This window comes from Paraliobacillus sp. JSM ZJ581 (assembly GCF_044383835.1).
In the GTDB taxonomy this organism is placed as follows: Bacteria; Bacillota; Bacilli; order Bacillales; family Amphibacillaceae; genus Paraliobacillus.
In genome coordinates this window covers 1-25867 of record NZ_JBISEP010000033.1, presented here as the reverse complement: position 1 = coordinate 25867, position 25867 = coordinate 1, and the positions used below count along the sequence as shown (strand labels likewise).

The following is a 25867-nucleotide window of genomic DNA, read 5'->3' as shown; positions in this document are numbered from 1 at the left end:
TGCACGACCAACTTAGCTAGATAGCTTGGCAGATAAGCATTTTTAAGTCATTAAGGAATTTCTATGAATAATTCAGGATTAGTAATGGGTCGGTGAACAAAATTGACTAACAAATAAAAGGACTTTATTTTAAGTGGTAATTTAGAAAAGGCTAAGAAAATCACTAGTGATCTTTCTTATATAGCACTTGATGTGGAATTAACTGATATTGCGTTTAATAATCGTAGCATCACTATTTACATATTCGTTATAAGTTTGATAGTTGAAAATGAAAAAGTAGAACTTCACGAAATGGCTTTTGGTATACTTGTTAACCCACTACGCCATATTGAAGGAGCTTACAACGCTGCGCTTTATCACGCAAAACGTTGTGTCGAATTGACTGATCAACAAGGTGTTGGATATTTAACTAACCTTTTGTTTTTACATGATGTGCCGGATAATGTAGTGTCTGAATTAGCAGCATATAGCGTTGCTGAAAAGATTCTTTCATTAGATAATAATAATGAAATAGCAAAAGAATTTATGAGTGAAAAAAGATAGTCATCTGTAAATAATTTGTATTATAGAAAATTAATTCAAGAAAACCAAGCTTGCACGCTTCATTGCCATCATACAGTCACAGCAAATAAAGGCTAATACCTTTTTAAATAGCAGATGATACGCAGACATTAGCTCGTATTGTGAAATCTACTTAATTACATTAATTATAAATCTGTTTATTTTTAATGTAGGACTTGGACATCACTTTTTCTTTTTCAAACTAGCATTCAACGTTTTTTCCACCTTTTTATAATACAGATAGTACCCCGTCCAAAAAATAGCGTAAATGAAAATGAACACTATGCAACTTACTAAGATCGCTATTAAACTAAATGGAATCCATTTAGTAATAAACAAGGCGATGAAAAAATAAACAGCAATCGACATGATAAAATGAATACATGTTTGCTTTAAGTAACTCCATTCGTTATCTTCAAAAACGAATGATGATAATCCAAAATAGATACCAAGGACAAGTGACCAGAGCATATAAAACCATATTTGTGAAACGGAAGCATCTGTATCAGTAAAATTCACAATCGTAAGTATGATGAATGTAAACATACTACCTAAAGCTACTCCCATTAAACTTCTTCTGATTGCTTCAATAATCATCTAATTGACCTCCCATAGACAACTTATTTTTGATTGATGACACATGCTTTCGTGTAATATACTCTTTATTTCCCGAATAAAAATGGACACATAGATTTCCGTTAAATGATAACTCGAAACGATCAATTTGATTCAGATTACCAATGACGGATTTAGAAAAGCGCATGAAGTCATAGGGAACCAACATCTCTTCCATTTCATAAAGCTTCATACGTAGCTCGACTTTTCTATTGTCAATCCTTGCAAAAACTCTCCTTTTTTCGGCATATATAAAATCAATCCTGTTTGGGTCAAGTAGAATGGTTTGGTCTGACTCAACTCCAAACAACCGATGCCGATTCTTTCTTTTAATCAATGCAACGATTTCTTCCAGTTCATCGGACCATTCATTTGTCCGAATAGTAATAGACGGTTCTGTGTGCTTATGATCAATTTCGATGTTTATTTTCATGACCAATCCCCCCTGCTTTTTTATCCCTTAGCCTGTTTTAAGAAATTCGGGTAACACAGAAGAGCTGCGATAAATCCAGCAAGGCCGAATCCTAAAAGAATGAGTGAAGTCTGTAAAAGTTCAACAGCCTGAAGTTTTCCTTCCATCGCATTCTGAAAAGCCTGGTGTGCCCAATGTTGTGGTAGAAAACGGCTGATTACCTGCAGAATATCCGGCATCATGTTAACAGGCATCCAAAGTCCACCAAGAACTGCACCGCCTAAAGCAATAATCTGTGTCAGTGCAATTCCCATATTATTTGTTTTTACAATGACAGCAAGTGCCAATCCTAACCCTGTCACCATGAAAGTCAAAAACACAGATAAAATCAATAAATATATTGGCTGCTCAAGCGGGATATGATAGACAACCTTTCCAAACAAGAATAGGATCACAACTTGCATCATAACAATGACCATGTAAGATATCCACTTACCAAATAAAAATAAGTATGGTGAAAGTGGTGTGCTAGCAATTCTGGTAACCATGCCAATATTTCGATCCTTTATGAATGAATCTGTCATTGTTATCATAATAAAGAAAACAAACATAATTGTATACCCTGGAACGATAGCCAATATAATTTGTTGGCTTGCTGTCTCTTCTGCTCCGGAAGTAAATACAGAAATAAACAAAACGGTAAATATGATTGGCAAAATTAATGTCCAGAATAACAGTCCTCTATCCTGAAGGTTTTTTTTTATTTCCAATTCTATAATGGCTGTCATTTTTTATTCCTCCCTTTTATAAATAAAGGATAAGATTTAATATCCTTTCAAGTGCGACTTAGCATACAGCTGAGATTTCGGAAAACCGTTATACCAACTCCTATTAATCGATTAATCTTTGTATTCTTTCATTGCTCTAAGGGTAATCGCGGTTATAAAGACAGTTAAACAAATGATGGCTGTTGCGACTACAATAGCTGTTGGCATCGACATAATAACCCTCCCGTATTTTTCTATTTCAAAGTAATATAAAGTCTTGGTAAACAGTTTCAAAACCATTTGGTCTATTATTTTTCATTTCTTCTCATTCAATCCCGTAGCTGATTTCCTGTCAACGAAAAGAAAACATCTTCTAGTCTCGGTTTGACAAGTTCCAAACGGTCTATTCGGCTATCGTTATGTTTAGAGAAAGCTATCACCTTTTCCATTGCACTTAGTGGGGTGATTGTTGTAATTAAATAGCCGCCATTTTTGTTCGTAACCTTTCCATATTGGGAAATATCGTCAGGTAGGCAATCTTGCCCATTAACGTAAACGGAAGGAGAGGTGTATTTTTGCAATAAAATTTCTATCGTACCGCTTTCCACAATTTCACCGTGATCTATAAATGCTGCTTCATCACATAACTGCTCTATTTCCTCCATATAATGACTTGCATAAATAATACTGTGTCCATCTTGTTTGAATTGTTTGATCATTTCGAAGATGTACCGACGTGATTGTGGATCAATGCCTACTGTTGGTTCATCCATGATAATCAGATTTGGTTTATGCATGATCGCACAGCCGATATTTAACCGGCGTTTCATACCTCCTGAGAAAGTTCGCACCTTGTCTTTGCCACGTTCTGTTAGTCCGATATCGGATAAGACTTCTTCAATGCGATTATTTAATTCTTTACCGCGCAATCCATAGAGCTTTCCGAAAAGGTTTAAATTATCGCGAGCAGTCAGAGTTTCCTCCAAAGCAATTTCTTGTGGCACATAACCGATTTGCAGTTTGCGATTGGAGAAGTGAATCTTGCCGTCAAAATCTTGAATGACTGATGCAATAATTTTAATCAATGTTGACTTACCTGCTCCATTAGGACCAACAAGACCATAGCAAGTTCCCGTTGGTATGTGCAATGAAACATTTGTCAATGCCTTCATACCATCATAATACTTGTTAACACTTTTTACGTTTAGCAATAAAATCACCTTCCTTCACTGTTTTTTTCATTATGACAAAAAACAGCTTTAGCAACATTTTGAAATGCATGAGATGTTGAATATCATGATTGACATAACAAAAATAATGTATATAAATATTCAAACATCACCTGTTATAAAAGCGATGTTTGAAATTGTGATATGAATGGAACTGACATACTCATGTCGTCCTCCTAGTTCGTTGTTTGATCATACTTCACAAAAAATGCGCTTCTATCAAGGATTTCGCCTGCTTACTTTTAATTGGTCTGATGATGTGACTTTTAAGCCAGTAGACTTTCCGTTGTTAGACTTAGATAAAACTCAACTACAACAAAGAAAAAGCACCTTTTCCATTTTGGATTAGGTACTTTTTCTTTGTTGGGGAAAGGACCTTTGGACTCTTTTTTATTTCTTTTCATGGAGTCTCATTAGGTTCCTTACAATGTAGTAACAATTGGACCTTCCTTTGTAAGGATAATCGTATGTTCGTATTGAGCTACATAGCTTTCATTTGTTAGTAAAGTCCATCCATCCTCGGATTGAAAAACTTCCTCTTCAAATGTAGAGATAAAAGGCTCAAAGGCAATGACCATACCATCTTTTAAAATTTCATCATCCCAGTGAGAGTCGTAATTAAAAATATGTTCTGGTGCTTCATGAATAGAGCGCCCAATGCCATGTCCAGTAAGATTTTTTATGACAGTTAAGTCATGCTGCTTTGCTACATGGTGTACAGCTCTTCCAATTGCGCTTTTCTTTGCTCCTGGTTTTGCTTTCTCAAGTCCAGCGTCAAACGCTTCTTTAGCAACGTCACATACTTTCTGTGAAATTTGCTCTCCTTTTCCTACTACAAAGGAAATCCCGGTATCTGCAAAATACCCGTTTTTTGAACCAGAAACATCAATATTGACAATGTCTCCTTCTTCAATGGTTCGTTTCCCTGGAATGCCGTGCGCTACTTCCTCATTTATACTAATGCACGTATATCCAGGAAAATCATATTCTCCTTTTGGAGCCGATTGAGCACCTGCTTTTTCAAACATTTCTCGTGCAATTTGATCAAGTTCTTTTGTGGTCATGCCAGATTTCGTACAACGGACTAATTCATCTCGAATCACTCCGCAAATTTTTCCAATTTCTTTTAATCCATTAAAATCCTCTTCAGTCTTTGCAATCATTGTATATCCTCACTTTTAAAATAATGTTGATTAGTATTCCATTGAGTGCAATAAGTATAACATTTTAAAATTAAAATTTCCTTCACAAAATCATAACAAAATGCATGGTAACATATATTTTTATGGACAAGGTTTGGAGGGGTTCTATTGACTACTTCTTTCGTAATAATGTTACTAACAATAGTTGCGCTCTATATACTATTTTTATTAAAAACAGTTAAACACAGAAAGAAAATTACTTGTATGACAGGTATGATGATCTCCATGGCATCAGGCATGAGTATAGGATTGATAGCGGGAGTATTACTAGCAATATATTTCTCTGGAAATCTATTTATTTCAACCGTTCTCGGGATGTTAATAGGAATAGTTGCAGGCTTATTACCGGGATTATTCATTAGTATGATGGCGGTTTTAGATGGCATACTTTCTGGCGCAATGGCTGGTATGATGGGAGCAATGCTAGGAGAAATGGTGTTTGCTGACTATAGAGGCATACTAGTCAAGCTCATGTTTTTGTTGTTTGTATTTACACTTCTTATTGTGTTTTATATTCTAAATGAAGAACTGGGTATTAGTCATAAGTCTATTTTTCGCAATCATGTGGTACTGCCTATTCTGATCGTTGTGTTTTTTGTTATTTTTAATCAGCTAGGACCGTTATTTCTTGAAGATAATATCAATCAAAATCATAGTCACAATGAGCATCAAACATCTAATAATCAAATGTTAAATAACATAAATCACTAATAGGAAATAACTTTTGGGAACAATAGTAATACACCTTATTTAGCTGTCTTACCCTAAAACTCAGGGATAGGACAGTTTTTTCTTGTAAATGGTGCTCATTATAAAGCTTCATAGATATTATTACTCTAAAAAATCAAAAAACTATTGACAATTTACGTTTACGGTTGTAAACTTTAATTAATCGATTACACTTGTAAACAACAAAAGATGTGCTCACATGGAAGAAAAATCTCAAATAACCGATACTGAATGGGAAGTTATGCGTGTCGTTTGGACATTACATCAAGCCACTAACAAAGAAATTTTCATATTTAAGACTTGAAGTAATTTTAAAACGATTAAAATATCTACAGTGAAAAACTGATATGTCGTTATTAATTATATGTTTGACCTAATTCCCACTGAAATAAAAAAGCACCACAGGAGTTCAAATAGCATTTAAAAATGACTATAAATTCGATTAATATGACTAAGTAATTTCTTCAACATTATTCTTTATATTATTTTTTCCAAAATAATAGGTATATGTAGAGGTGTTGAAAAAGTAAATAAAACACATTCAATTGATTTTACTTACGTATTAGTTAGCAATTAACTCTAAAGACAAAGGAGACCAAATTTTATGAATGATAATATATTGGTTGTAGGTGGTTATGGTAAAGTAGGGAAAGTAGTATGTACAGAGCTGGGAGATGCATTTCCAGGTAAAGTTATAGCCGCAGGGAGAAGTATGGAAAGAGCAACCGAATTCACTTCAACTACAAATGGAAAGGTAAAACCATTAGCATTTGATGTTACAGATCACAATGTTAGCGAGAATATATTAAAAGAGGTTGCTACTGTTGTCATGTGTATGGATCAGAAAGATACTCAATTTGTGCAGAAGTGTTTAGAGCAGGGTGTGAACTATATTGATGTAACGGCGTCTTATCACTTTCTATCAGAGATAGAAACATTTAATAACTTAGCTAAGGTTTCAAAAGCTACTGCAATTTTAAGTGTTGGGCTCTCACCTGGCATAACGAATCTCTTAGTACAATATAGTAAAATGCACTTTGATTCCTTAGATAAAGCAGATATTTATGTCATGCTTGGACTAGGGGAAAAGCACGGGAAAGCTGCAACTACTTGGATGATTGAAAATATTAATACAAGTTTTGAAGTAGTTGAAAGTGGTGCTTTAAAGCGAGTGAAAAGTTTTGAAGATGGAAGAATTAGTTTATTTCCAGCTCAACTTGGAAAACGGAAAGCATATCGATTTAATTTTCCAGAACAACATGTCTTACCACAAACATTAAATATAAAGAGTATAGCTTACCGTATCTGCTTTGATTCAAAGCTAGCTACTACCCTGTTAGCTGGGTTAAAGAAGACTGGTTTTTTTAATTTATTAAAGTATAAACTAGTGAAGAGTTTGTTCGTATGGATATTTGATGTATTTAAAATTGGCTCGGACGTATTTGTTGCTAAGGTTGATTCACAAGGAGAAAAGAATGGGAAAAAAACAAAGTTGGAGGTATCCGTTGTTGGACAAAATCAAACAATGCTAACTGGACAAATGGGTGCATTGATAACTAAGTACGTATATTTAAATCAAACTCCAGCTGGAATCTATCATATTGAGCAGATCGTCAATGCACAAGACGTTTTTAATCAACTAAAAAAACATGTTGATTTCTATGTTAATGGCAAGACAAATAAGCTGGATTAACAGATTATACTTGTAAACAACAGAAGAGGTGCTCACATGGAAGATAAAACTCAAATAACCGATGCTGAATGGGAAGTCATGCGTGTCGTTTGGACACTACATCAAGCGACTAGTAAAGATATTATAGATGTTTTGCGCTTCAAAAAAAACTGGAAGCAAGCAACTGCAAAAACGTTAATAGGCCGATTAGTACAAAAAGGGTTATTAAAAACAGAGAAAGAAGGGAGACGGTATATTTACAGTGCTGTTGTAGATGAAATTGAAAGTATCAAAGTGTTAGAACAGCGATTATTTAATCGTATCTGTAATAAAGAAGTTGGCAGTGCAATTGCAAACATGATTGCAGAAGCAACTTTGAGTCATAGTGATGTCGACTTGTTAGAGCAAACGTTAAATAGAAAGAAAAGTGAAGCGGTAGATGAGGTGAAATGTAATTGCGTACCAGGGCAATGTCAATGTAAAAGTCATCTTAATCATTAAATTAAAAAAGAAGGAGTGTTTTAAAAATGAAAAAAATAACACTAGAAATTAAAGGTATGAATTGTGGGCGATGTGTAAACAAAATCGAAACAGCATTAAAGGAGCAACATGGTGTAGAGGAAGCAACAATTAACTTGAAAAAAGGCACTGCTGATATAACATATAACGAAACCATACTAACATTGGATGAAATTATAGACGTAGTTAATAAAGTCGGCTATAAAGCTACATCAATTAATGAATGAAAGGATGAAAAGAATGGAGACAAAGACAGTAAAGATTGAAGGGATGACTTGTGCGTCTTGTGCACAAACGGTAGAAAAAGCAACAAATAAGTTACAAGGTGTTTCCGAATCGAGTGTTAATTTAGCAACCGAAAAACTACATGTCGACTTTGATGAAAATGAAGTTTCCATAAAAGATATTCAGGAAGCGATCGATAAGGCAGGGTATAAGGCGATTTCGGATGCAGAAACAAAAACTTTTTCTGTTTCAGGAATGACTTGTGCATCTTGTGTCCAGACGATTGAACGAGCAACTAAAAAATTAGATGGTGTGATCGAGTCAGACGTCAATTTGGCAACTGAAAAAATGACTATTAAATATGATTCTTCTGCTTTGACAGGTTCAGATATTTCTAATGCTGTAGCAAGTGTAGGATATGAAGCGCATGAAGATATCGGCTCATCGTCTGAAGATGTAGATCAAGATCGTGAAAAAAAGGAAAAGGAAATAAAAGCGTTATGGAAAAGATTCTTAATTTCTGCCATATTTGCTACCCCGTTACTATATATTGCTATGGGTCATATGGTAGGTGCGCCATTACCAAAATTTATTAATCCTGAATTTAATCCAGAAGCATTTGCGCTTAGTCAGCTAGTGTTAACCTTACCAGTAGTTTATGTAAATAGAAGCATTTATTCTATAGGTTTTAAAACATTATTCCGAGGGCATCCAAACATGGATTCACTGATTGCTTTAGGAACAAGCGCAGCTACACTTTATGGCATTTTTGCTACGATTATGATTTATTCAGGAAACCCTAGTTATGCTAATGAACTATATTTTGAGACAGCCGCTGTAATTTTAGCGTTGATCATGTTAGGTAAGTATTTAGAAACATTGACAAAAGGTAAAACATCCGAAGCAATTAAAAAACTAATGGGTCTTGCGCCAAAAACGGCAAAAGTTATTAGAAATGACCAAGAAGTAGAGATATCAATTGATGAAGTAGTTGTAGGGGATATAGTAGTTGTAAAACCTGGAGAGAAACTACCTGTTGATGGTGTCGTAGTAGAAGGAATGACAGCTGTTGATGAATCGATGTTAACAGGAGAAAGTATCCCTGTTGAAAAAAATGCTGGAGATAAGGTTATTGGTGCAAGTATTAATAAAAACGGAAGCATTCAATATCGAGCAACAAAAGTTGGTAAAGACACTGCATTATCACAGATCATTAAATTAGTAGAAGATGCTCAAGGTTCCAAAGCACCTATTGCTAAAATGGCTGATATTATTTCTGGATATTTTGTCCCGATTGTAATTGGTCTTGCGATAATTTCTGGTTTAGCTTGGTATATAGGAGGTCAAACTGGACTTTTCGCACTAACGATCTTAATTTCTGTTCTTGTTATCGCCTGTCCATGTGCTTTAGGCCTAGCTACTCCGACAGCAATTATGATTGGAACAGGAAAAGGCGCAGAAAACGGTGTGTTAATAAAAAGTGGTGTTGCGCTTGAAGCAACGCAAAAACTACAAACGATTGTATTTGATAAGACTGGAACGATCACAGAGGGTAAACCAATCGTAACAGATATTATTACAGCTAATGGCATATCAGAAGATGAGTTATTATCATTGGCAGCGTCTGCTGAAAAAGGATCTGAGCACCCATTAGGTGAAGCGATTGTAAAAGGTGCTGAGGAAAAACAATTGGAATTATTAAAGACAGCAGCTTTTAACGCTATCCCTGGTCACGGTATAGAAGTGACGATAGATGACAAACAGCTATTGTTAGGAAACAAAAAATTGATGACTGATCAAGCTATTTCTTTAGGATCACTTGGGGAAAAATCCGATCAATTAGCCAACGAAGGAAAAACACCAATGTATATTTCGATTAATGGGCAAATTGCTGGGATCATTGCCGTGGCAGATACTGTTAAAGAAAACAGCGTCAAAGCAATCGAAAAGCTACATCATATGGGAATCGAAGTAGCGATGATTACAGGGGATAATCAACGGACAGCTGAAGCGATTGCCAAACAAGTGGGCATTGACCGTGTACTAAGTGAAGTCCTGCCGGAAGATAAAGCTAGTGAAGTGAAAAAACTGCAAGAAGAAGGTAAGAAAGTAGCGATGGTAGGGGATGGAATAAACGATGCGCCAGCGCTAGCTCAAGCTGATGTTGGTATTGCAATTGGGTCTGGTACAGATGTAGCGATGGAATCAGCGGATATCGTCCTAATGAGAAGCGATTTGATGGATGTGCCAACAGCTGTACAATTAAGTAAAGCGACACTTAGAAATATTAAGCAGAATCTATTCTGGGCATTTGCGTATAATACAGCAGGTATACCAGTAGCAATGGGAATATTATTCTTATTTGGCGGTCCATTATTAAGTCCAATGTTTGCAGCAGCGGCAATGAGTTTTAGTTCTGTATCTGTATTGTTGAATGCATTGAGATTAAAACGATTTAAGCCGACTTCTCTTTAAACTATACGTAGTTGCAAAGCGTTTGACCTTGTTTTTTAATAAGGTGTTTGTGTTTTGCTTGTCCAAGTAAATTCCAATTCACCAAAGTTAATCCAACAGTGTTTAAAGCCTCTTTTCTAAATAAGAAGAGAGGCTTTTTACATTTACTAACTAGTAATTTATGAAGAAGGTGCTGTGTTGGATTTTTGCCAACGTTCATACCATTTGCGTATATCATCATTTATTGAAATTTCCATGTCTATGCAAATTGCCGATAACATCGCGTATTGCTTTTCCACTAAATTGCTTTCATTTAATTGGCTATAAAGCTTTAATAATGAAAAGTGGGCAATTTCATGATCCGATCTTATGTTCACTATACGGTGAAACCAACTAACTGCATTTTGAAGACCGTCATTGTCTTTATACCAATTAGCAATAGCTAATGCGTAATCAAGCCATAATTGTTCTAAACGAAACCGCTCTGCTTCAGCCCAAGCATAGTTATAAGCTTGTAAATAACCGTGCTTGTATATCCTCATTGTTTCTTCAACTGCCTCATAATTTATATTGTTTAAAGGCAATAGACGTGCCATTTTCTCTTCCCATGCTAAAAGATCGACTTTTGTGTTGTGTAATAGTAATTTGTAATAATCATCTTTATTCTCGATCTGTATATAATCACTATAATCTGCTAAGCATTTTCGGATATGATACACGGTTGTGTAGAGCTGTGAAAAAGCAGTTTTGTTTGTTGGCCAGAAGCGCTCAACTAATTCAGCTTTATGTATTGAATGATCCTGATGATGTAATAAATAGAGAAATAGCTCTCTAGCTTTTTTAGTACGCCAATCAAGAGATACGGTTTGCTCTTTTAATTCAAAAGTTAATTCATGACTTACGTGGATAATCAACTCGCTTGAAATAGGTTGATTTATTTTTTTTGGTAACTTTTTTTCTATTATTCGATCTAGTGTCTTTTGTAAACGTTCAACTTTAACTGGTTTCAGTATGTAATCTAATGCATTGATCTCGAATGCTTGAACAGCAAACGTATCGTATGCAGTTACAAACACAATTGAAATAGAAGGGTTAATAGACAAAATTTTGTCAGCTAACTCTAATCCATCAACACCAGGCATGTGAATATCTAGGAATACAATGTCAGTCTCTTCGATAAGGTTGTGAGATTGGCTGATATTAAAATCAGTAAAGCTTCCAACGATAGTGATTGTGTCAAATTTTTTTAGTTGGTGAGCTAAAAACTCTAATGCTAAATGCTCATCATCAATAAGTATTGTCCGCATGAAGATTTACCACCTTCCCAATGATGAAGCTAACTATCCGATAATTATAACATAATATAACAGGTAATTTAATTGTTTTGTATAGAATTTGTAGAGGTTACCTATCTATAATTTAGACGGAATATTTATGTGATTTAAGAGGGGGAAGTAAATGAAACAAGTAGAGGTTAGTTCAATATTTTGAAGGGCTCTATTTTTAATTAAATGTACTAATGGAAGCTTAATAGAGCGTTATATTTTTTAAAGGGGGTCAGGGTAGTGAAAAAAGGTTTAAGTTTGTTAATGCTAGTTACTTTAGTATTTCAAACAATAATTGGAAGCCTATTGTTACCGACACAGACGATAGCAAGCGGAAAGCAATCGAGTATATTTTCAAATGTTACGGTAATAGATGAAGAAGGTAAGGCTATTAACTTATTGGAACAAGAAAGAACGGCAGGAACGATTCAAATTGATTGGTCTATTGAAGGAATAAATGTGGTAGCGAATGATACGGAAACGCTAACCGTTCCAACAACTGTTCAAATTGAAGAAAAGAAGACGGGTTCTCTAATTGTTGAAGAAAAAGAAGTGGGAACGTATGTAGCTTCAACAGATGGGAATGTTACAGTAACATTTACACAGTCAATTGAAGCATATCAAGATGCAAAAGGAACATTTGGTTTTGACGTGATCGTTGTGGCGAATGATCAACCACAGAGGAAATCAAATGCCACGACACAAACGGAAGAAAATACTAACAATCCTATTCAAAAGAAAAATAAAATAGTTACCTCTGAAACAGAGGAAGTCCAAACAAATCAAACGGAAGAAAAAGCTAGTCAGCAGTCGCCTACAGCAAAAAGTGTTGCGATTGCAGAAAATATTGTGATAGATGTAGGGTTGAGTAAAATATTTGCAGATGGAAGTAAAGTTCCTTTAAATACAGGTGAAGAAATTATTGTAGACCAGCCTTATGATAGTTTTAAGTTGGAAATGGCCTATGATTTTGCATTACCGAATGGGCATAGTTATGGTGCTGGGTCATCCTATACCATTAATGTTCCAAATACTTTCTCTATTCCTCAAGTTTCAGAGCCACAAGTATTGAAACGAGCAGATGGCAAGGCCTTCGGTTCGTTTGTTACAGAAGGTAATGATATTCGGATTACTTTCAACGAACAAATAGAAAGTGAATCCAACATAACAGGATCAATTAAATTAGAATCAACTTTCGATCCTAATTACAATGGTCCAGCGGAACCTGGGGATATTACGTTTCCGATTGAAGGGGAACAATCGATTACGTTTCCGGTTAAATTCATCCCGAAAGGTTCATCCATTGACAAGAAAGGTGTTCCGAATAAAAAATATAATACGCAAACAATTGAGTGGACGGTAGATTTCAATAAAAATTTACAAACGATAGAAAATGCAGTGTTAAAGGATGAAATTTTACAAGGGGCTCATCAAATTATTGATGGATCTATAAAATTGTATGCACTTGAAATGAACACGGACGGTTCAGTTTTTAATGCAACTGAAATTACTGGTCATGGTTTTGGTACTAGTTTTCCACTGACACTAGGAAATATAGACTCTGCTTACCGTGTTGTCTATCAAACGGAAATTACAGATGATGTAGGAGAATCTTATAAAAATAAAGCGACACTGGACGGAGATAATACCGAACCATTAAGTACAGAAGCTTCTGTTAAGGTAAAACGTGGTAAACCATTAACAAAAGAATCAATTGATTATAATAACGTAAATCAAACGATAACTTGGGAAGTAAAATATAATTATGATGAAAAAAACATCGCTAAGACAGATGCTAAATTAACGGACGTTTTTGGGGGTAATCAAACGTTTGTTGCTAATAGTATGAAAGTACTAGAAGTAGATATTGATCCCGATACTGGAGAAGAAATTGGTACAACGGAAATAAACGCAAGTGAATATGGAATTACCCCTTCAGCCAAGGGCTTTGTACTACAATTTAATAGTGATATCAATAAAGCATATAAGATTATCTATGAAACAACTGCAGAAGAACGCGTATCGGACAATGCTACCGTAACGAATACGATAAGTGATGAATCTGGAAATAGCACTACAGGTGATCAGAATATTTATCAAGGCGTCCTTATCAAATCAAACGATGGCACTCCAAACTATGATACGAAAGAAACCAGTTGGACGGTGCTAATTAATCTTGATGAATATACTATGCAAGATGTTACCTTTACGGACACGTTACCAAAAGGGTTTACTCCTAAGAATGTGAGAGTTACGCATGATAACCAGACATGGAATGATGGGGTGGATTATACGTATACGTTTAATTCAAGCACTGGAGAAATAAAGCTAATTTTTAATCAAGATTTAACGAAGCGGGTATATATTACCTATACGACTGCAATTGACTTTGATAAGGTAGATCCAGCAGCATCAAGTTTCACGAATCATGCAATCATTGAGTGGACACCAGAAGGAGAATCAACGTCTACTAGTAAGGAAGGGCAAGCTACATTTACACCAGATCAATATACAAAAAATAATGGGTTTAAACATGGTGCTTACAACTATAAAACGAAGGAAATTACTTGGCATGTTGGAGTTAACTATAATAAAGAAACATTAAATGGTGTAGTTGCAAGTGATATTATATTAGGCAATCAAACTTTTGATATTTCAAATGTTAAAGTATTTAAAATGACACTAACTGGCGGAGAAAATGGTTATGAAAAGGGCGAAGAAGTAACAAATAATCTGGACATTCGCGCAATTACTGGAGTGAATAATGAACCAGGATTTGAAATCGATTTTGGTAATATTAACACCCCGTATGTCATTGAATACAAAACAGATCTTAACGATAAACGAATTGAAAAAGAATATAATAATGAAGCTTTAATTAAAACTGATAATAAAGATACTATTAATGTTGATGCAAAAGTAACTCCTGATTATGGTGGAGAATATACAAGTAAAAATGCATCACAGGATAAAAACAATGGTCGTATTGTTCATTGGGATGTCAGACTTAACTATACACAATCAACGGTATCCAATTTGTCTATCACTGATACACTTAGTATTAATCAAAAGTTGTTGAAAGATACGATTAAAATTTATGAAACAACTGTAACTGAATCAAGTATTGCAAAAGATCCGAATAAAGTGTTAGAAGAAGGAAAAGATTATACAATAGCTTTCAAACAGAATAGTACTGGTCAAGATGTGTTTGAAATCACTTTTACAAAGAACAAAATTACGCGACCTTACGTGCTAGAGTATGATAGTTATATTCTATATAAAGGTAATGACAAAATTTCTAATGAAATGCATTTTAGCGCAGAAGAAACAAAAAATGTTGATACGGATGATTCCTATACAAATAATATAAGCTTTGCTAACATTACAGGTAATATTGATGGTGAAGTAGGATCATTACAAGTTACAAAAGTTGACAGTTCTGATGTGAATCAAACATTACCAGGAGCAACATTTGAATTGTATGATAAAAGTGGAACAGTATTACTTGATACTGTCACTACAGACGAGAATGGTGTAGCAACATTTGATAACCTTTTATATGATACGTATGTATTGAAAGAGTCTAGTGCTCCAGACGGTTATGTTGTTGGAATTAATGATCAGAAATCTGTAACGGTAAATGCTCAAACAAGTAAACAAATAATAACCAATGCTAAAATCATTCGAGATGTAGAACTAACAAAAATAGATGCAGAGACAAAAGAACCTTTAAAAGGGGTTATCTTTGAATTACAAGATGAGCACGGTGCTGTTGTTTCTGGGTATGAAAGATTAGAAACGGATGCAAACGGAAAAATTACTATTTCTGATCTTGAACCAGGAAACTATCGTTTTGTAGAAACTGAACCATTGTTTGGCTACGAAAAGATCGATCAACCAGTATCATTCACAATAGAAAAGAATCAAACAAATATAACGAAAGTATCCGCAGAAAATAATATTATGTTAGGTTCTGTTGAACTTACCAAAGTAGATCAAGATAACAATAATGCTCCGCTTGCAGGTGCAGCGTTTTATCTTGAAAATGAAGAAGGAAACCGTGTGGAACGGAATGGAAGTGATACATTTACAACAAATGAAGAAGGAAAAATTGTTGTCAATGATCTAAGACCAGGAACATATAAATTCGTTGAATCAAAAGCACCTGAACACTACCAACTAGACAGTAAACCAATTGAAGTAGTGGTCGAAAAAGGTCAAACGGAAACTGCTACTAAAACAGCAACGAATGAATTGATTACAGGTTCTGTTCGGTTAGAAAAGTTAGGTGAAGATGGGAAATCTCTATCGGGTGTTACCTTTGAATTACAAGATCAAGAAGGAAATACTATTTTAGAGAATTTAAAAACAGATAAAGACGGAAAGCTTAAAGTAAATGACCTTAAACCAGGAAAGTATCAGTTTGTAGAGACAGCATCTATCCCAGGTTACGATTTGAATGATGCAGTGAAGACGTTTGAAATTGTTAAAAGTCAAACAGAAGCACAAATACCAGAAGTTGATTTTACGAATGAGTTGACACCTGGATCGGTTCAATTAACAAAAGTTGGCGAAGAAGGAGAAGCACTTGCAGGTGCGGTATTTAAATTAGTTAATGATGCAGGTGAAGAGCTGCAAACCGACTTAGCAACAAATGAAAACGGCGTAATAGTCGTTAACGATTTAAAGCCGGGGGAATATCAGCTTATCGAAACGAAAGCGCCATTTGGTCATGAGTTAGACCAAACACCGGTAGATTTCACTATTGTATTTAACCAACAAGAGATACTTAAAGTATCGAAAGAAAATAAACGTTTGGTAAGTGCTGTTGAATTGACAAAAATCGGAGAAGGTGGAGATACTTTAGCTGGTGTAACATTTGATTTGCTTTCTGATGATGGCACAGTGATTAAAACTGATTTAACAACAAATGATGCAGGGAAAATAGTTGTGAATAACTTAAAGCCTGGCAACTATCAATTTGTTGAAACAGCTTCCGTTCCTGGCTATCAGTTAGAGTCAACACCTACTTCATTTAAGATTGAATTAGGTCAAACGAAAAGTACTTTAGTTGAAATTACAAATGAATGGACAACTGGCTCTGCTTCTTTAACTAAGCTAGGGGAAGAAGGAGAAACTTTAGAAGGTGCAGTTTACCGCTTAACAGATGAAGCAGGAAATGAACTTGCTACTGACTTAGTAACCAATGAAGCTGGCATTCTTGTTATCGATGAACTCAAGCCTGGCAATTATCAGCTGATTGAGACGATAGCGCCGTTTGGCCATGAACTAGATGAGACACCAATACCATTTACCATTTCGTTTAATCAACAAGAAACCGTAGAGTTTGAACATCAAAATACACGTTCAACTAATGCGGTCGAGGTAATGAAAAAAGGCGAAGATGGTGTAGCGTTGGAAGGTGTAGTATTTGAATTGCAAAACCAAAAAGGCGAAGTATTACAAACGAATATGACGACCGATGCGAATGGTAGATTTTCTATTACTGAATTAAAGCCAGGCAATTACCAACTGGTAGAGTTGAAAACTGTTGATGGCTATGAATTGAACAATAAGCCAGTACCATTTGAAATAGTGTTAGGACAAACAGATCCAACATTAATTGAAATTACCAATGAATTATCGACTGGATCCGTACGTATAACGAAAGTAAATGAAAACGGAGAAGTGCTAGCTGGGGCAGTGTTTGAGTTACAAAACAGTAACGGTGACATATTGCAGCGTGACTTAACAACAAACGGTGATGGTGAAATAACAATAACCGAATTAAAACCAGGTGAATATCAACTAGTTGAAACAAAAGCACCGTCTGGTTATCAATTAGACGAGACACCTATTCCATTTACGATTGAAAAGGGTCAAAAAGAAGCTCTAGCACTTGAAGTGCAAAACAAAAAAATACCTGAATCAACTGAATTACCAAATACAGCAACAAATATTTTTAACTTCATGTTGATTGGGTTAGCATTGATGTTACTTAGCCTCGCTGTTTACTTCATTGCTAATCGTAGAACGAAAAAAGAATAATTAATTTAATATAAACAACCGTCTATATCACGTATATAGACGGTTGTTTATCATTTATTCAACTTTTTCGTAATAGAAAAAGTGACTGTTGTTCCTTTTCCTTTTTCGCTTTGAATCATTAATCCTTGATTAAAAAGTTGTTCTAACCTTTTATTTGTATTAGCAATACCAAGTCCTTTGGAAATGTCATGCTTTAATACTTTCTCTATTTGTTCTTTGTCCATGCCGATACCATTATCATTAATTTCGATAGCGTAATGTTGCCCTTTATCTATAATTGTAATAGACACTGTTCCATCATTTTTATGCTTGAGTATACCGTGGTTGATAGCATTCTCTACAAGCGGTTGGATCGTTAGTGGAGGGATCAAACCATTTAGTTCCTTTGGTATATTCCAATATACGTTAAGCTTATGAAAACGCGTTTCCATAATGTCAGCATATGATTTTGCGAGAGAAAGCTCTTCATTTATTGAGACGAGCTCGGAACTGTTAGAAAAATGAAAGCTTCTTCTAAGAAAATCAGTAAAAGATTGAATTAAGTTTATCATCCGATTTTGATCAATCTCACTGAGCGAAATAATAGCATTTAATGTATTGAATAAAAAGTGTGGTTGCATTTGTGCCTGATACCAAGCGGCTTCTGTGCGCACTTGTTTATCAACTGTATTTTTTAACATAATTAAAGCATCAATTCTAGCTTCTAGTTCTACATAGTTTACAGGTTTCGTTATATAATCATTTGCACCTATATAAAAACCGTGCTCAATCTCTTCTATCTCATGTAATGCGGTTAATAGTAAAACAGGTAATTGAGGGAGTGAATATTTTTCTCTAATCTTCTCGGTAAGCTCATAACCCGACATGGCTGGCATCATAATATCGGAGATGACTAAATCGAACGTTTCTTGTTCTAATTTCTGCAATGCTTTCTTTCCATCTGAAACAGCAACGATATTGTACTTGCTTTCCAATAAATGAGATAGAGTATGCAGATTGATTTGGTCATCATCTACAAGTAAAATTTGTCCTAAATTATTGCTAGACTGATTTTTTTCACCAGTTTCAACATGCTCATTTTCTGCAGGTAATTCCGATATATGCTCTTGACGGTTTATTGCTAATAATGAATCAGAAGATAATGGTAGCGTAAATGTTACAGATGTTCCTATACTAACTTCAGATTTAATTTCAATATCCCCGCCGTGTAGTTTAATTAATTCTCTACATAGATACAATCCTAAGCCGATACCGTTTGTAGTAAAAGTTCTATCATTGCTAGTTTCATATGGTTTAAACAACTTCTTTAGTTTTTCCTCGCTAATACCAATGCCTGTATCTTGAATAGTGATATGCGTCATCTTTCCTTTTGTTTCAGCATAGACATGAATGGAACCTTCTTCAGTATATTTGACGGCATTATCAAATAGATTAAATAGAATACGTGTCAATAGTATTTCATCTGCAAAAACATACGGAAAATTCTCCTTATAATCTACATGTATAGCAAGATTCTTTGCCTCTGCTTTAAATGTAATAAGCTCAATTGTACTAGTAGTAACACGATATAGATCAATATCTGATTGGTTTAATGTTATTTGATTTTCTTTTATTCTGGAAATATTTAGCATATCATTCAATGTATGGGTTAGGTGATTACCTGTATCAATTAGCAACACTAGGCTTTCTTTTTCTTTTTTAGTTAAGTTATTAGATTCTTTTAGCAGCACTTGGGCTATATTAATGATTGCGTGAAGTGGATTTCTGATTTCATGTGATGTGTGAGCTAAAAAAGCATCTTTCTTCTTATCTTGTCGTTGTAATTTTATTGTTTGTTCCTCATTGGTCTTCATTACATTAATTTGTTGTTTAAAAAGCCATAAAGTGATAAAAAGGATGACTAGTAAAAAATCAAATGGGTAGTAAGGTATTGTGATCAAATCTACATTAATTAAAAATCCCCAGATCGTATTAGAAGTGTAACTACAAACGAACAAAAGAATGAAAATACTTCCTTCCTTTCCGCTTATAATATAACGGAAAGATTGGATAAATAGATAAACGACAGAAATTGCATAAAAAGCAAAAATAAACAAACCTAAGTATGTGTATAGGTAAAATGGAGTTAATAGGATACCCAACGTAATTAGGCCATAACTAATAGTGAAAAAGTGAAAAGTTCGATGTATAATGTAATATATTTTTTTAATAAAAAGTAGCAAGGCCATTAATGTACTAATAAAAATAAATAAAAGAAGCTTATAAGTCCATTCTGCAGGTAGTGGCAATTGTAACAACACGTTATCATCGATTAAGTTGCTACACCCATATAAAAACAACATTATGCCATAATATATAACAGCAGTACGATATTTTCCTGTTCCCATAAGGAGAAGTATTAACGCATAAGCAGCGTGTAAGAAAATGATGATACTAACGATTAATTGTAATGTCTCCGAGTTCTGATGATGTTGAAAAATAGATTCCGCTAGTCCGAAGCTAACTGGATCGGTTAACCCTTTAAAAAAGGGAATATTAAAATTTGATACATGAATGATTAGATCAAGCTTTTGTGTGTCGTTATAAAAATCCCCTAAAAAAGGACCGCGATCGGTTGTGTTCGGTACTGGAGAGGTAGACGGTTCATTTATACTACTAACGAGTTCTCCGTTGATAAACACGTTCGCTGCTGCGATAGCATTATTCACACGAATGCCATAAATATTTGGTTCCCGATTCGGTAAATCGATTTGTAATCGATAGGTTCCGTAGCCATAAGCTATTTGTTCTTTATCTGTACTCAATTGATACTCCCAATCACTTGGGACAGTAGAATAAATGGATTCTGATGGATTAGCGTTTACATCTTCTGGTGCTAAAAAAGTGTTAGGATAATATTGCCAATCTCCGTCCAAAGAAACGATAGGATGATCTGAAAATGACCAATTGGTTAAGTCTAAAACCCCATTTTCAATTTCTGGCTGACTAGGTAGCTGATGATAATTAACCCATGTGATTCTAGCTGCAGATAGTATGGCCATTACTATTACAGTAAAGAATAAAATCATTTTTTTAGAAAGTTTTTTATTAGCCATTATTTGCTCCTTGTTGGTGTAATGTTACATATAGTATGAAGTAATTTCATGAAAGCAACAAGGCTCAAATTAATTGGTCATTTGTAAATAACAATACTCGCTAGGTTTTGTTTAATTTTGCAAGCGCATCCGTATTGCGCTCATCAGATCGAACTTTACATCACTTGAAGAATATTTTCACCTAAATAATCAACTGTTTACTTGTAGGGAAGGAATATCCCTTTTTTATTAGGTATAATCCATAATCTTGTCCCATATAGTGAAGCATAGGATTCGGTGTGGGGGGGAATGGAATGAATCAAATAACAAAAGTGGCTCTTTGGGTGAGTGGTGCAATTTTATTGGTTATCCTCATTCAATACCCGATTCAGAAAACTACCGATTCATGGGATTCTTGGTCTTTACCTTTGGCGGGTCAAGTCATTGTTTTAGATCCAGGACACGGCGGTGCTGATGGAGGAGCAGAGGGAAGTGACGATACAAAGGAAAAAGAAATAGCATTGGAAGTTACGAATAAGTTACGAGATTATTTGCAACAATCTGGTGCACTTGTTTATATGACGAGAGAAAGTGATAGAGACTTAGCGACTGAAGATACAAAAGGGTTATCTAATCGGAAAACACAAGATTTAAAACAACGTGTCGCCTTTATTAAAGAAAAAGATCCTGATTTTTTTCTTAGTATACATTTAAATGCAGTTCCTTCTTCGCGTTGGAGTGGTGCACAAACGTTTTATTATCCATCTCTAGAAGAAAGCGAACATTTATCAAAAATGATTCAATATGAGATAAAGCGTAATTTAGAGAATACTAATAGAGAATCTCTGGCAATCAACGGGGTGTATTTATTAAAGTATGCACCATGTCCGGGTGCTCTAGTAGAACTCGGCTTCTTATCTAATACACATGAGAGAGATTTATTAAAAACAGAGGAATATCAAACGAAAATGGCCGCAAGCTTGTATGAAGGTATTTTACGATATGTGACGGAGGGAAAAGGATAAGCAATTGTTGCTTTACGCGCAACGAATTAGGTGAAGATATGCTATACTACTACTAATAAATTTTGTTGATCAGAGAAGGAAGGTGTCATTTTGCTTACAAAAGAAGAGGTAGTGGAACGATTAAATGAAGTAAAGGATCCTTTTTTACATAAAACATTAGCGCAAACAGGTGGAGTAGTAGAAGTAATCGTCAAGGAAGAAAAGCAGCATATAAGTGTTAAAATAGCAATTGCAAAGTTAAATACTGCTGAACAAATGCAATTACAACAAGAAATCGTCAACATTTTAAAGCAAGCGGGTGTGCCAACAGTTGGTTTGCGATTTACTCAATTACCTGAGGAAGTATTAGAAAAATTCCAATTAAATAGTGACAACGGTAAAGCAACTTTATTAAGTGGACGTACAGACACAAAATTTTTAGCTGTAGCAAGTGGAAAAGGTGGAGTAGGGAAATCTACGGTTACTGTAAATACTGCCGTCGCATTGGCAAGGCTAGGAAAGAAAGTAGGGATCATTGACGCAGATATTTATGGATTTAGTGTTCCCGATATGATGGGTGTAACGAATCGCCCGACATTAAAAGGTAACCGGATTGTTCCAGTAGAGCGGCATGGTGTACAAATGATTTCAATGGGTTTTTTTGTAGAAGATAATTCACCTGTTGTTTGGCGAGGGCCTCGTCTTGGCAAGATGCTAAAGAGCTTTTTTACGGAAGTGGAATGGGATGACTTGGACTACTTACTATTAGATTTACCACCAGGTACGGGTGATATGGCGTTATCGGTACATAACTTGATTCCGTCATCAAAAGAGTTAATTGTAACTACTCCGCATCCTACTGCTGCTTTTGTAGCGGCTAGAGCAGGACAAATGGCGATTAATACGAATCATGACGTTATCGGTGTGATTGAAAATATGTCTTATTTTGAAAGTAAGGTTACTGGGGAACGTGAGTATGTGTTTGGGCAAGGTGGGGGAGAGAAGTTAGCAGAAGAATTAGATACTACACTTATTGCGCAGTTGCCATTAGCCCAACCCTATCAAGTAGAAAATTTTCATGCTTCGATTTACCAAGAGAACCATCCTTTGGCAAATGCTTATCAAGAAATAGCTGTTTATGTGACTGAGCATTTTTAATAGGTTGTTTAGATGATCGAAAAATATATAGTGTATATTGTATACAACTCCTGCAACGTAGATCTGTTTTAAAATGCTACGTTGCAGTTTTTTTAATGTTTTTTTAAAAATTAGGATAGGCAAATGGTATGAAGGGTAGAAGTGGATACAAAAAGTACTCTTTACAATTCGTTATACTCGTCCTTGTGTCAGTCGTGCTGTTACTTTACTAAATAAGGATCAATCCGAACAAGAAGCTATCGAATGCATATGGCACCTCTGATTTTCAGAGATCGAGCTAGGTAATCAGCTTATTAGAATCAGCAGAAAATGTGACTGTTATTGATAGTAGTGACCCAGATGAACCGAAAACAGATACAGCACTAGAGTGATATCTTGAGCAAGAATATTAGTCTTGTTTTACATAAAGGCATGCATGAGTAATTATATAACAACATATTTTTTGACCTGCAAATCACGTGCATTTTACGCTAATAATGATTTTAATATAAATGATTTAACTATAGAGAAGAACAATGATTTGGGTGATGTATATCGTTTCACTGTTCATTTATCTTATGGGGAATAAGAGAAGTCTCGGGGCTTGCTCGTGTAAATGATAATAATAAAATCAGTTATTTTGAAATTTCACAAGGCAATGGTTTATTTAAATCAATAAATAACACAGACTTCCATAAAACGAGGGCAGTGTTATTTATTGATTACGAATATATTAACTACTCTGCTCATTTGATTGCTCAGATTGTTGACTGTCTCCACCTCCTGAATCGGAGGAACCTTTTTGTTCTCCTTGCCCGGATTCAGCTTGTGATGGTTTCATTTCTTGCGCTGCTTTTAAGATAATATCGGTCATTTCAGCTTTAAAAAGTGGAGAGTTCATTGTTTCTTGAATTGTTTTTTCTAAATGCTCACGAAATTTTTGACCTTTTAAGGCTGTCACCATTTGTTGCTCCATTTCAGGATTCGCTAATAGTTCCATCATCTTATTTTGATACTCTGAATCACTCATTAACCCTTTTAGCACCTCTTTTTGCTGTTCCATTAAAGATTGCGAAAAACCTTTAACAAAATTAGGATCAGCAAACATTTTATCCCAAAAAGCTTTTCCTTCTTCAGAGGACAAAGCTTTTGTAACTGCTTCCTCTACAGTTTTTGACTCAATGACGTATGTTTTTTGCATTTCTTCATCTGCGAGCACATCTGTAATAGCTTGTTTTCCATCATCTGTTTTTAAAATATCTGTTACCATTTTTTTAGTGGTATCATACGTTTCTTGATTTCCGCTGGACTTCCCACTGTCACCATTGCATCCAGAGAGAAGAAGTGAGTAAATACATATAATGATACATAATTTTTTCATTTTGCTGTTTCCTTTCTTCTTTCTATCTTACTCTTTAATATGATAAAAAAATCTTTTTTTTATGTATGAGGAAGAAGAAATGAGAAAGGATATTGTTGAGACAGCATTATTCTGTTACTTCGTTATTTTCTGTCTGTGCTCGTGAAATTAATTCTGAAATGGTTACAAATGACAGCCCTTTTTGTTTTAAGGAAGGTAAAATGGTTTCTAAAGCTTTTGGTGTTTGTTTAACAGAATCGGAGGCGTTTAATAGAATAATATCTCCGTTGTCTGTATTTTTTAGAACGTAATCAATAATTGCATCTGTACCTGGGTTTTTCCAGTCATTAGGATTAACATTCCATTGAATAACGTCATATCCTTGGCTTTCGGCAAGTTTCATAACCTCACTATTAAGGTGTCCACTTGGTGTTCGTAACAAGGTTAGATCGGAGTAACCTAAAGAAGAAAATACATCTCTTGCTTTTGCTAAATCTTTTCTAACTTGCTCTATTTCTTGTGTGACATAACTTTTATAACGATAGCCCATCATTCCTATTTCATGTCCATTTGCTTCAATCTTTTCAACTAAGTCGGGGTGATGTTCTGCCCAGTCGCCGATTAAAAAGAAAGTAGTCGTAACATCGTGTTTTTTTAATACTTCTAATGTAGGTTCGACCATTTCTGATCCCCAACTAATATTAAATGTTAATGCAATGGAAGGATCACTAGGATTTCCTTGACTTAATGCAGCTGGATTTTCTTTAGTGGAAAAAACAGAAAAGCTACTCTCTGTTTCTACCCATATAAATAAAGCAGTACATAGTGATAATAATGATAACAGTGCAATAGATTTGGCTTTTTTTAGTTTAACTACAAAAAAATGTGTCATTAGACGATCTCCTTTTTGTGGACTTGCTATATTGTATGACATAAATCATTCAATATGATTAAAAAAGGTTTAATGTAGGATGAAAAAGAGAACTATGAAATGTAGGTTAATGTTGTCAGAAGAATATAGGTAATGAAGAAACGAGGCGTTAATATGTTAGGTATGTTAATAAATGATGTGGAAAAAAGTGAAATAGAGTATTTAATTAAGCGCGAATTGGAAGAACTGTTACTTGATATGGAAGATAGTCGTTTAGATAAATTAGTTAGAATAGCAATGCTTGATCGATACAAGGTATTATTTAAGCTTTTTCGGCGTGTAGCAAGTGAGGAAGAAATAATGAAGTATATACCTAAAAATAAGAAGCGAATGAATTAAGTAATCTTTTAAATAAATTCTTTAAAAACATATTGCAAAATACAATTTCCTATGCTATATTATGTCTTGTTGTCAAAACAAATCGCATTAAAATAAATAATGTTTTTTATTTTTTGAAATATGCTATTGACACCTTGTTAAAAGCATGATATATTATATTTCGTCGTCAAAACAGACGGCTGAAAAATTGATCTTTGAAAACTGAACAAAACAACCAATATGTTAAGAAGTAACATGCTAGTCAAGTAATGAGTGAGCGAACTC

General features: G+C 34.7%; 19 protein-coding genes and 1 pseudogene. 11 read left to right on the top strand and 9 right to left on the bottom strand.

Annotated elements, in window-relative coordinates; all coding sequences use genetic code 11:
* The first annotated feature begins 192 nt into the window (after window positions 1-192).
* Window positions 193-543 carry a hypothetical protein gene (locus tag ACH6CY_RS14130; protein WP_374067976.1) on the top strand — a complete coding sequence of 117 codons (351 nt, stop codon included), beginning with the start codon at window positions 193-195 and terminating at the stop codon, window positions 541-543.
* A gap of 201 nt (window positions 544-744) precedes the next feature.
* On the opposite strand, the gene ACH6CY_RS14125 is transcribed toward ACH6CY_RS14130, so the two are convergent.
* The 4 genes from ACH6CY_RS14125 to ACH6CY_RS14110 all read right to left on the bottom strand — a co-directional run bounded on the left by ACH6CY_RS14125 (window position 745) and on the right by ACH6CY_RS14110 (window position 3566).
* Window positions 745-1158: a DUF3021 domain-containing protein gene (locus ACH6CY_RS14125; protein WP_374067975.1), complete on the bottom strand. Its 414-nt coding sequence runs from the start codon at window positions 1156-1158 to the stop codon at window positions 745-747.
* On the bottom strand, window positions 1148-1609 hold the full coding sequence (locus ACH6CY_RS14120) for a LytTR family DNA-binding domain-containing protein (RefSeq protein WP_374067974.1): 462 nt from the start codon (window positions 1607-1609) through the stop codon (window positions 1148-1150). Before ACH6CY_RS14120 ends, ACH6CY_RS14125 begins: the two co-directional genes overlap by 11 nt.
* A gap of 20 nt (window positions 1610-1629) precedes the next feature.
* Window positions 1630-2376 carry an ABC transporter permease gene (locus tag ACH6CY_RS14115; protein ID WP_374067973.1) on the bottom strand — a complete coding sequence of 249 codons (747 nt, stop codon included), beginning with the start codon at window positions 2374-2376 and terminating at the stop codon, window positions 1630-1632.
* A 308-nt stretch (window positions 2377-2684) separates the two neighbouring features.
* A complete protein-coding gene (locus ACH6CY_RS14110) occupies window positions 2685-3566 on the bottom strand; it encodes an ABC transporter ATP-binding protein (RefSeq protein ID WP_374067972.1) in 882 nt (293 codons plus the stop codon).
* Between the two features lie 182 nt (window positions 3567-3748).
* On the opposite strand from ACH6CY_RS14110, the pseudogene ACH6CY_RS14105 reads away from it, so the two are divergent.
* Window positions 3749-3897: pseudogene (locus tag ACH6CY_RS14105) on the top strand (IS4 family transposase); the annotation flags it as partial.
* A gap of 109 nt (window positions 3898-4006) precedes the next feature.
* Here the strand turns inward: ACH6CY_RS14105 and map are convergent.
* Window positions 4007-4747 (bottom strand): type I methionyl aminopeptidase, encoded by a 741-nt coding sequence (gene map / locus ACH6CY_RS14100; RefSeq protein ID WP_374067970.1) that lies wholly within the window; start codon window positions 4745-4747, stop codon window positions 4007-4009.
* A 168-nt stretch (window positions 4748-4915) separates the two neighbouring features.
* On the opposite strand from map, the gene ACH6CY_RS14095 reads away from it, so the two are divergent.
* The 5 genes from ACH6CY_RS14095 to ACH6CY_RS14075 all read left to right on the top strand — a co-directional run bounded on the left by ACH6CY_RS14095 (window position 4916) and on the right by ACH6CY_RS14075 (window position 10406).
* Complete coding sequence (locus tag ACH6CY_RS14095) at window positions 4916-5497, top strand: hypothetical protein (protein ID WP_374067969.1); 582 nt, start codon at window positions 4916-4918, stop codon at window positions 5495-5497.
* A gap of 622 nt (window positions 5498-6119) precedes the next feature.
* Complete coding sequence (locus ACH6CY_RS14090) at window positions 6120-7208, top strand: saccharopine dehydrogenase family protein (RefSeq protein WP_374067968.1); 1089 nt, start codon at window positions 6120-6122, stop codon at window positions 7206-7208.
* Between the two features lie 36 nt (window positions 7209-7244).
* Window positions 7245-7688 carry a CopY/TcrY family copper transport repressor gene (locus tag ACH6CY_RS14085; protein ID WP_374067967.1) on the top strand — a complete coding sequence of 148 codons (444 nt, stop codon included), beginning with the start codon at window positions 7245-7247 and terminating at the stop codon, window positions 7686-7688.
* A 26-nt stretch (window positions 7689-7714) separates the two neighbouring features.
* The gene (locus ACH6CY_RS14080) at window positions 7715-7933 is read left to right on the top strand and encodes a heavy-metal-associated domain-containing protein (RefSeq protein ID WP_374067966.1); all 219 of its coding nucleotides are present in this window, start codon (window positions 7715-7717) and stop codon (window positions 7931-7933) included.
* Between the two features lie 13 nt (window positions 7934-7946).
* Entirely contained in the window at window positions 7947-10406 is a 2460-nt protein-coding gene (locus ACH6CY_RS14075) for a heavy metal translocating P-type ATPase (protein ID WP_374067965.1), read from the top strand.
* Between the two features lie 158 nt (window positions 10407-10564).
* Here ACH6CY_RS14075 and ACH6CY_RS14070 read toward each other — a convergent pair whose 3' ends face one another.
* Entirely contained in the window at window positions 10565-11692 is a 1128-nt protein-coding gene (locus ACH6CY_RS14070; protein ID WP_374067964.1) for a response regulator, read from the bottom strand.
* Between the two features lie 258 nt (window positions 11693-11950).
* Here ACH6CY_RS14070 and ACH6CY_RS14065 point away from each other — a divergent pair, with 258 nt between their 5' ends.
* The gene (locus tag ACH6CY_RS14065) at window positions 11951-17758 is read left to right on the top strand and encodes a SpaA isopeptide-forming pilin-related protein (RefSeq protein WP_374067963.1); all 5808 of its coding nucleotides are present in this window, start codon (window positions 11951-11953) and stop codon (window positions 17756-17758) included.
* Between the two features lie 50 nt (window positions 17759-17808).
* Here the strand turns inward: ACH6CY_RS14065 and ACH6CY_RS14060 are convergent, their stop codons facing one another.
* Window positions 17809-20853: a hybrid sensor histidine kinase/response regulator gene (locus ACH6CY_RS14060; protein WP_374067962.1), complete on the bottom strand. Its 3045-nt coding sequence runs from the start codon at window positions 20851-20853 to the stop codon at window positions 17809-17811.
* A gap of 293 nt (window positions 20854-21146) precedes the next feature.
* Here ACH6CY_RS14060 and cwlD point away from each other — a divergent pair, with 293 nt between their 5' ends.
* Together cwlD and ACH6CY_RS14050 are read left to right on the top strand one after the other, a co-directional pair.
* Window positions 21147-21857: an N-acetylmuramoyl-L-alanine amidase CwlD gene (gene cwlD, locus ACH6CY_RS14055; RefSeq protein ID WP_374067961.1), complete on the top strand. Its 711-nt coding sequence runs from the start codon at window positions 21147-21149 to the stop codon at window positions 21855-21857.
* 90 nt (window positions 21858-21947) lie between these two features.
* On the top strand, window positions 21948-22994 hold the full coding sequence (locus ACH6CY_RS14050) for a P-loop NTPase (RefSeq protein ID WP_374067960.1): 1047 nt from the start codon (window positions 21948-21950) through the stop codon (window positions 22992-22994).
* 712 nt (window positions 22995-23706) lie between these two features.
* On the opposite strand, the gene gerD is transcribed toward ACH6CY_RS14050, so the two are convergent.
* Together gerD and pdaB are read right to left on the bottom strand one after the other, a co-directional pair.
* Window positions 23707-24354, bottom strand: a complete 648-nt coding sequence (gerD, locus tag ACH6CY_RS14045) for a spore germination lipoprotein GerD (RefSeq protein ID WP_374067959.1) — start codon at window positions 24352-24354, stop codon at window positions 23707-23709.
* Window positions 24355-24460: 106 nt separating this feature from the next.
* Window positions 24461-25225 carry a polysaccharide deacetylase family sporulation protein PdaB gene (pdaB, locus tag ACH6CY_RS14040; RefSeq protein ID WP_374067958.1) on the bottom strand — a complete coding sequence of 255 codons (765 nt, stop codon included), beginning with the start codon at window positions 25223-25225 and terminating at the stop codon, window positions 24461-24463.
* A 153-nt stretch (window positions 25226-25378) separates the two neighbouring features.
* Here pdaB and ACH6CY_RS14035 point away from each other — a divergent pair, with 153 nt between their 5' ends.
* Window positions 25379-25603 carry a hypothetical protein gene (locus tag ACH6CY_RS14035; RefSeq protein WP_374067977.1) on the top strand — a complete coding sequence of 75 codons (225 nt, stop codon included), beginning with the start codon at window positions 25379-25381 and terminating at the stop codon, window positions 25601-25603.
* The last annotated feature ends 264 nt before the right edge of the window (window positions 25604-25867 follow it).

Excerpts from the sequence above, each read along its gene's own strand:
- ACH6CY_RS14115 (WP_374067973.1), bottom strand. The coding sequence starts at position 2,376 with ATGACAGCCATTATAGAATTGGAAATAAAAAAAAACCTTCAGGATAGA.
- ACH6CY_RS14075 (WP_374067965.1), top strand. The coding sequence starts at position 7,947 with ATGGAGACAAAGACAGTAAAGATTGAAGGGATGACTTGTGCGTCTTGT.
- map (WP_374067970.1), bottom strand. The coding sequence starts at position 4,747 with ATGATTGCAAAGACTGAAGAGGATTTTAATGGATTAAAAGAAATTGGA.
- ACH6CY_RS14070 (WP_374067964.1), bottom strand. The coding sequence starts at position 11,692 with ATGCGGACAATACTTATTGATGATGAGCATTTAGCATTAGAGTTTTTA.
- pdaB (WP_374067958.1), bottom strand. The coding sequence starts at position 25,225 with ATGACACATTTTTTTGTAGTTAAACTAAAAAAAGCCAAATCTATTGCA.
- ACH6CY_RS14125 (WP_374067975.1), bottom strand. The coding sequence starts at position 1,158 with ATGATTATTGAAGCAATCAGAAGAAGTTTAATGGGAGTAGCTTTAGGT.
- ACH6CY_RS14085 (WP_374067967.1), top strand. The coding sequence starts at position 7,245 with ATGGAAGATAAAACTCAAATAACCGATGCTGAATGGGAAGTCATGCGT.
- ACH6CY_RS14120 (WP_374067974.1), bottom strand. The coding sequence starts at position 1,609 with ATGAAAATAAACATCGAAATTGATCATAAGCACACAGAACCGTCTATT.
- ACH6CY_RS14080 (WP_374067966.1), top strand. The coding sequence starts at position 7,715 with ATGAAAAAAATAACACTAGAAATTAAAGGTATGAATTGTGGGCGATGT.
- cwlD (WP_374067961.1), top strand. The coding sequence starts at position 21,147 with ATGAATCAAATAACAAAAGTGGCTCTTTGGGTGAGTGGTGCAATTTTA.
- ACH6CY_RS14060 (WP_374067962.1), bottom strand. The coding sequence starts at position 20,853 with ATGGCTAATAAAAAACTTTCTAAAAAAATGATTTTATTCTTTACTGTA.
- ACH6CY_RS14090 (WP_374067968.1), top strand. The coding sequence starts at position 6,120 with ATGAATGATAATATATTGGTTGTAGGTGGTTATGGTAAAGTAGGGAAA.
- gerD (WP_374067959.1), bottom strand. The coding sequence starts at position 24,354 with ATGAAAAAATTATGTATCATTATATGTATTTACTCACTTCTTCTCTCT.
- ACH6CY_RS14035 (WP_374067977.1), top strand. The coding sequence starts at position 25,379 with ATGTTAGGTATGTTAATAAATGATGTGGAAAAAAGTGAAATAGAGTAT.
- ACH6CY_RS14095 (WP_374067969.1), top strand. The coding sequence starts at position 4,916 with ATGTTACTAACAATAGTTGCGCTCTATATACTATTTTTATTAAAAACA.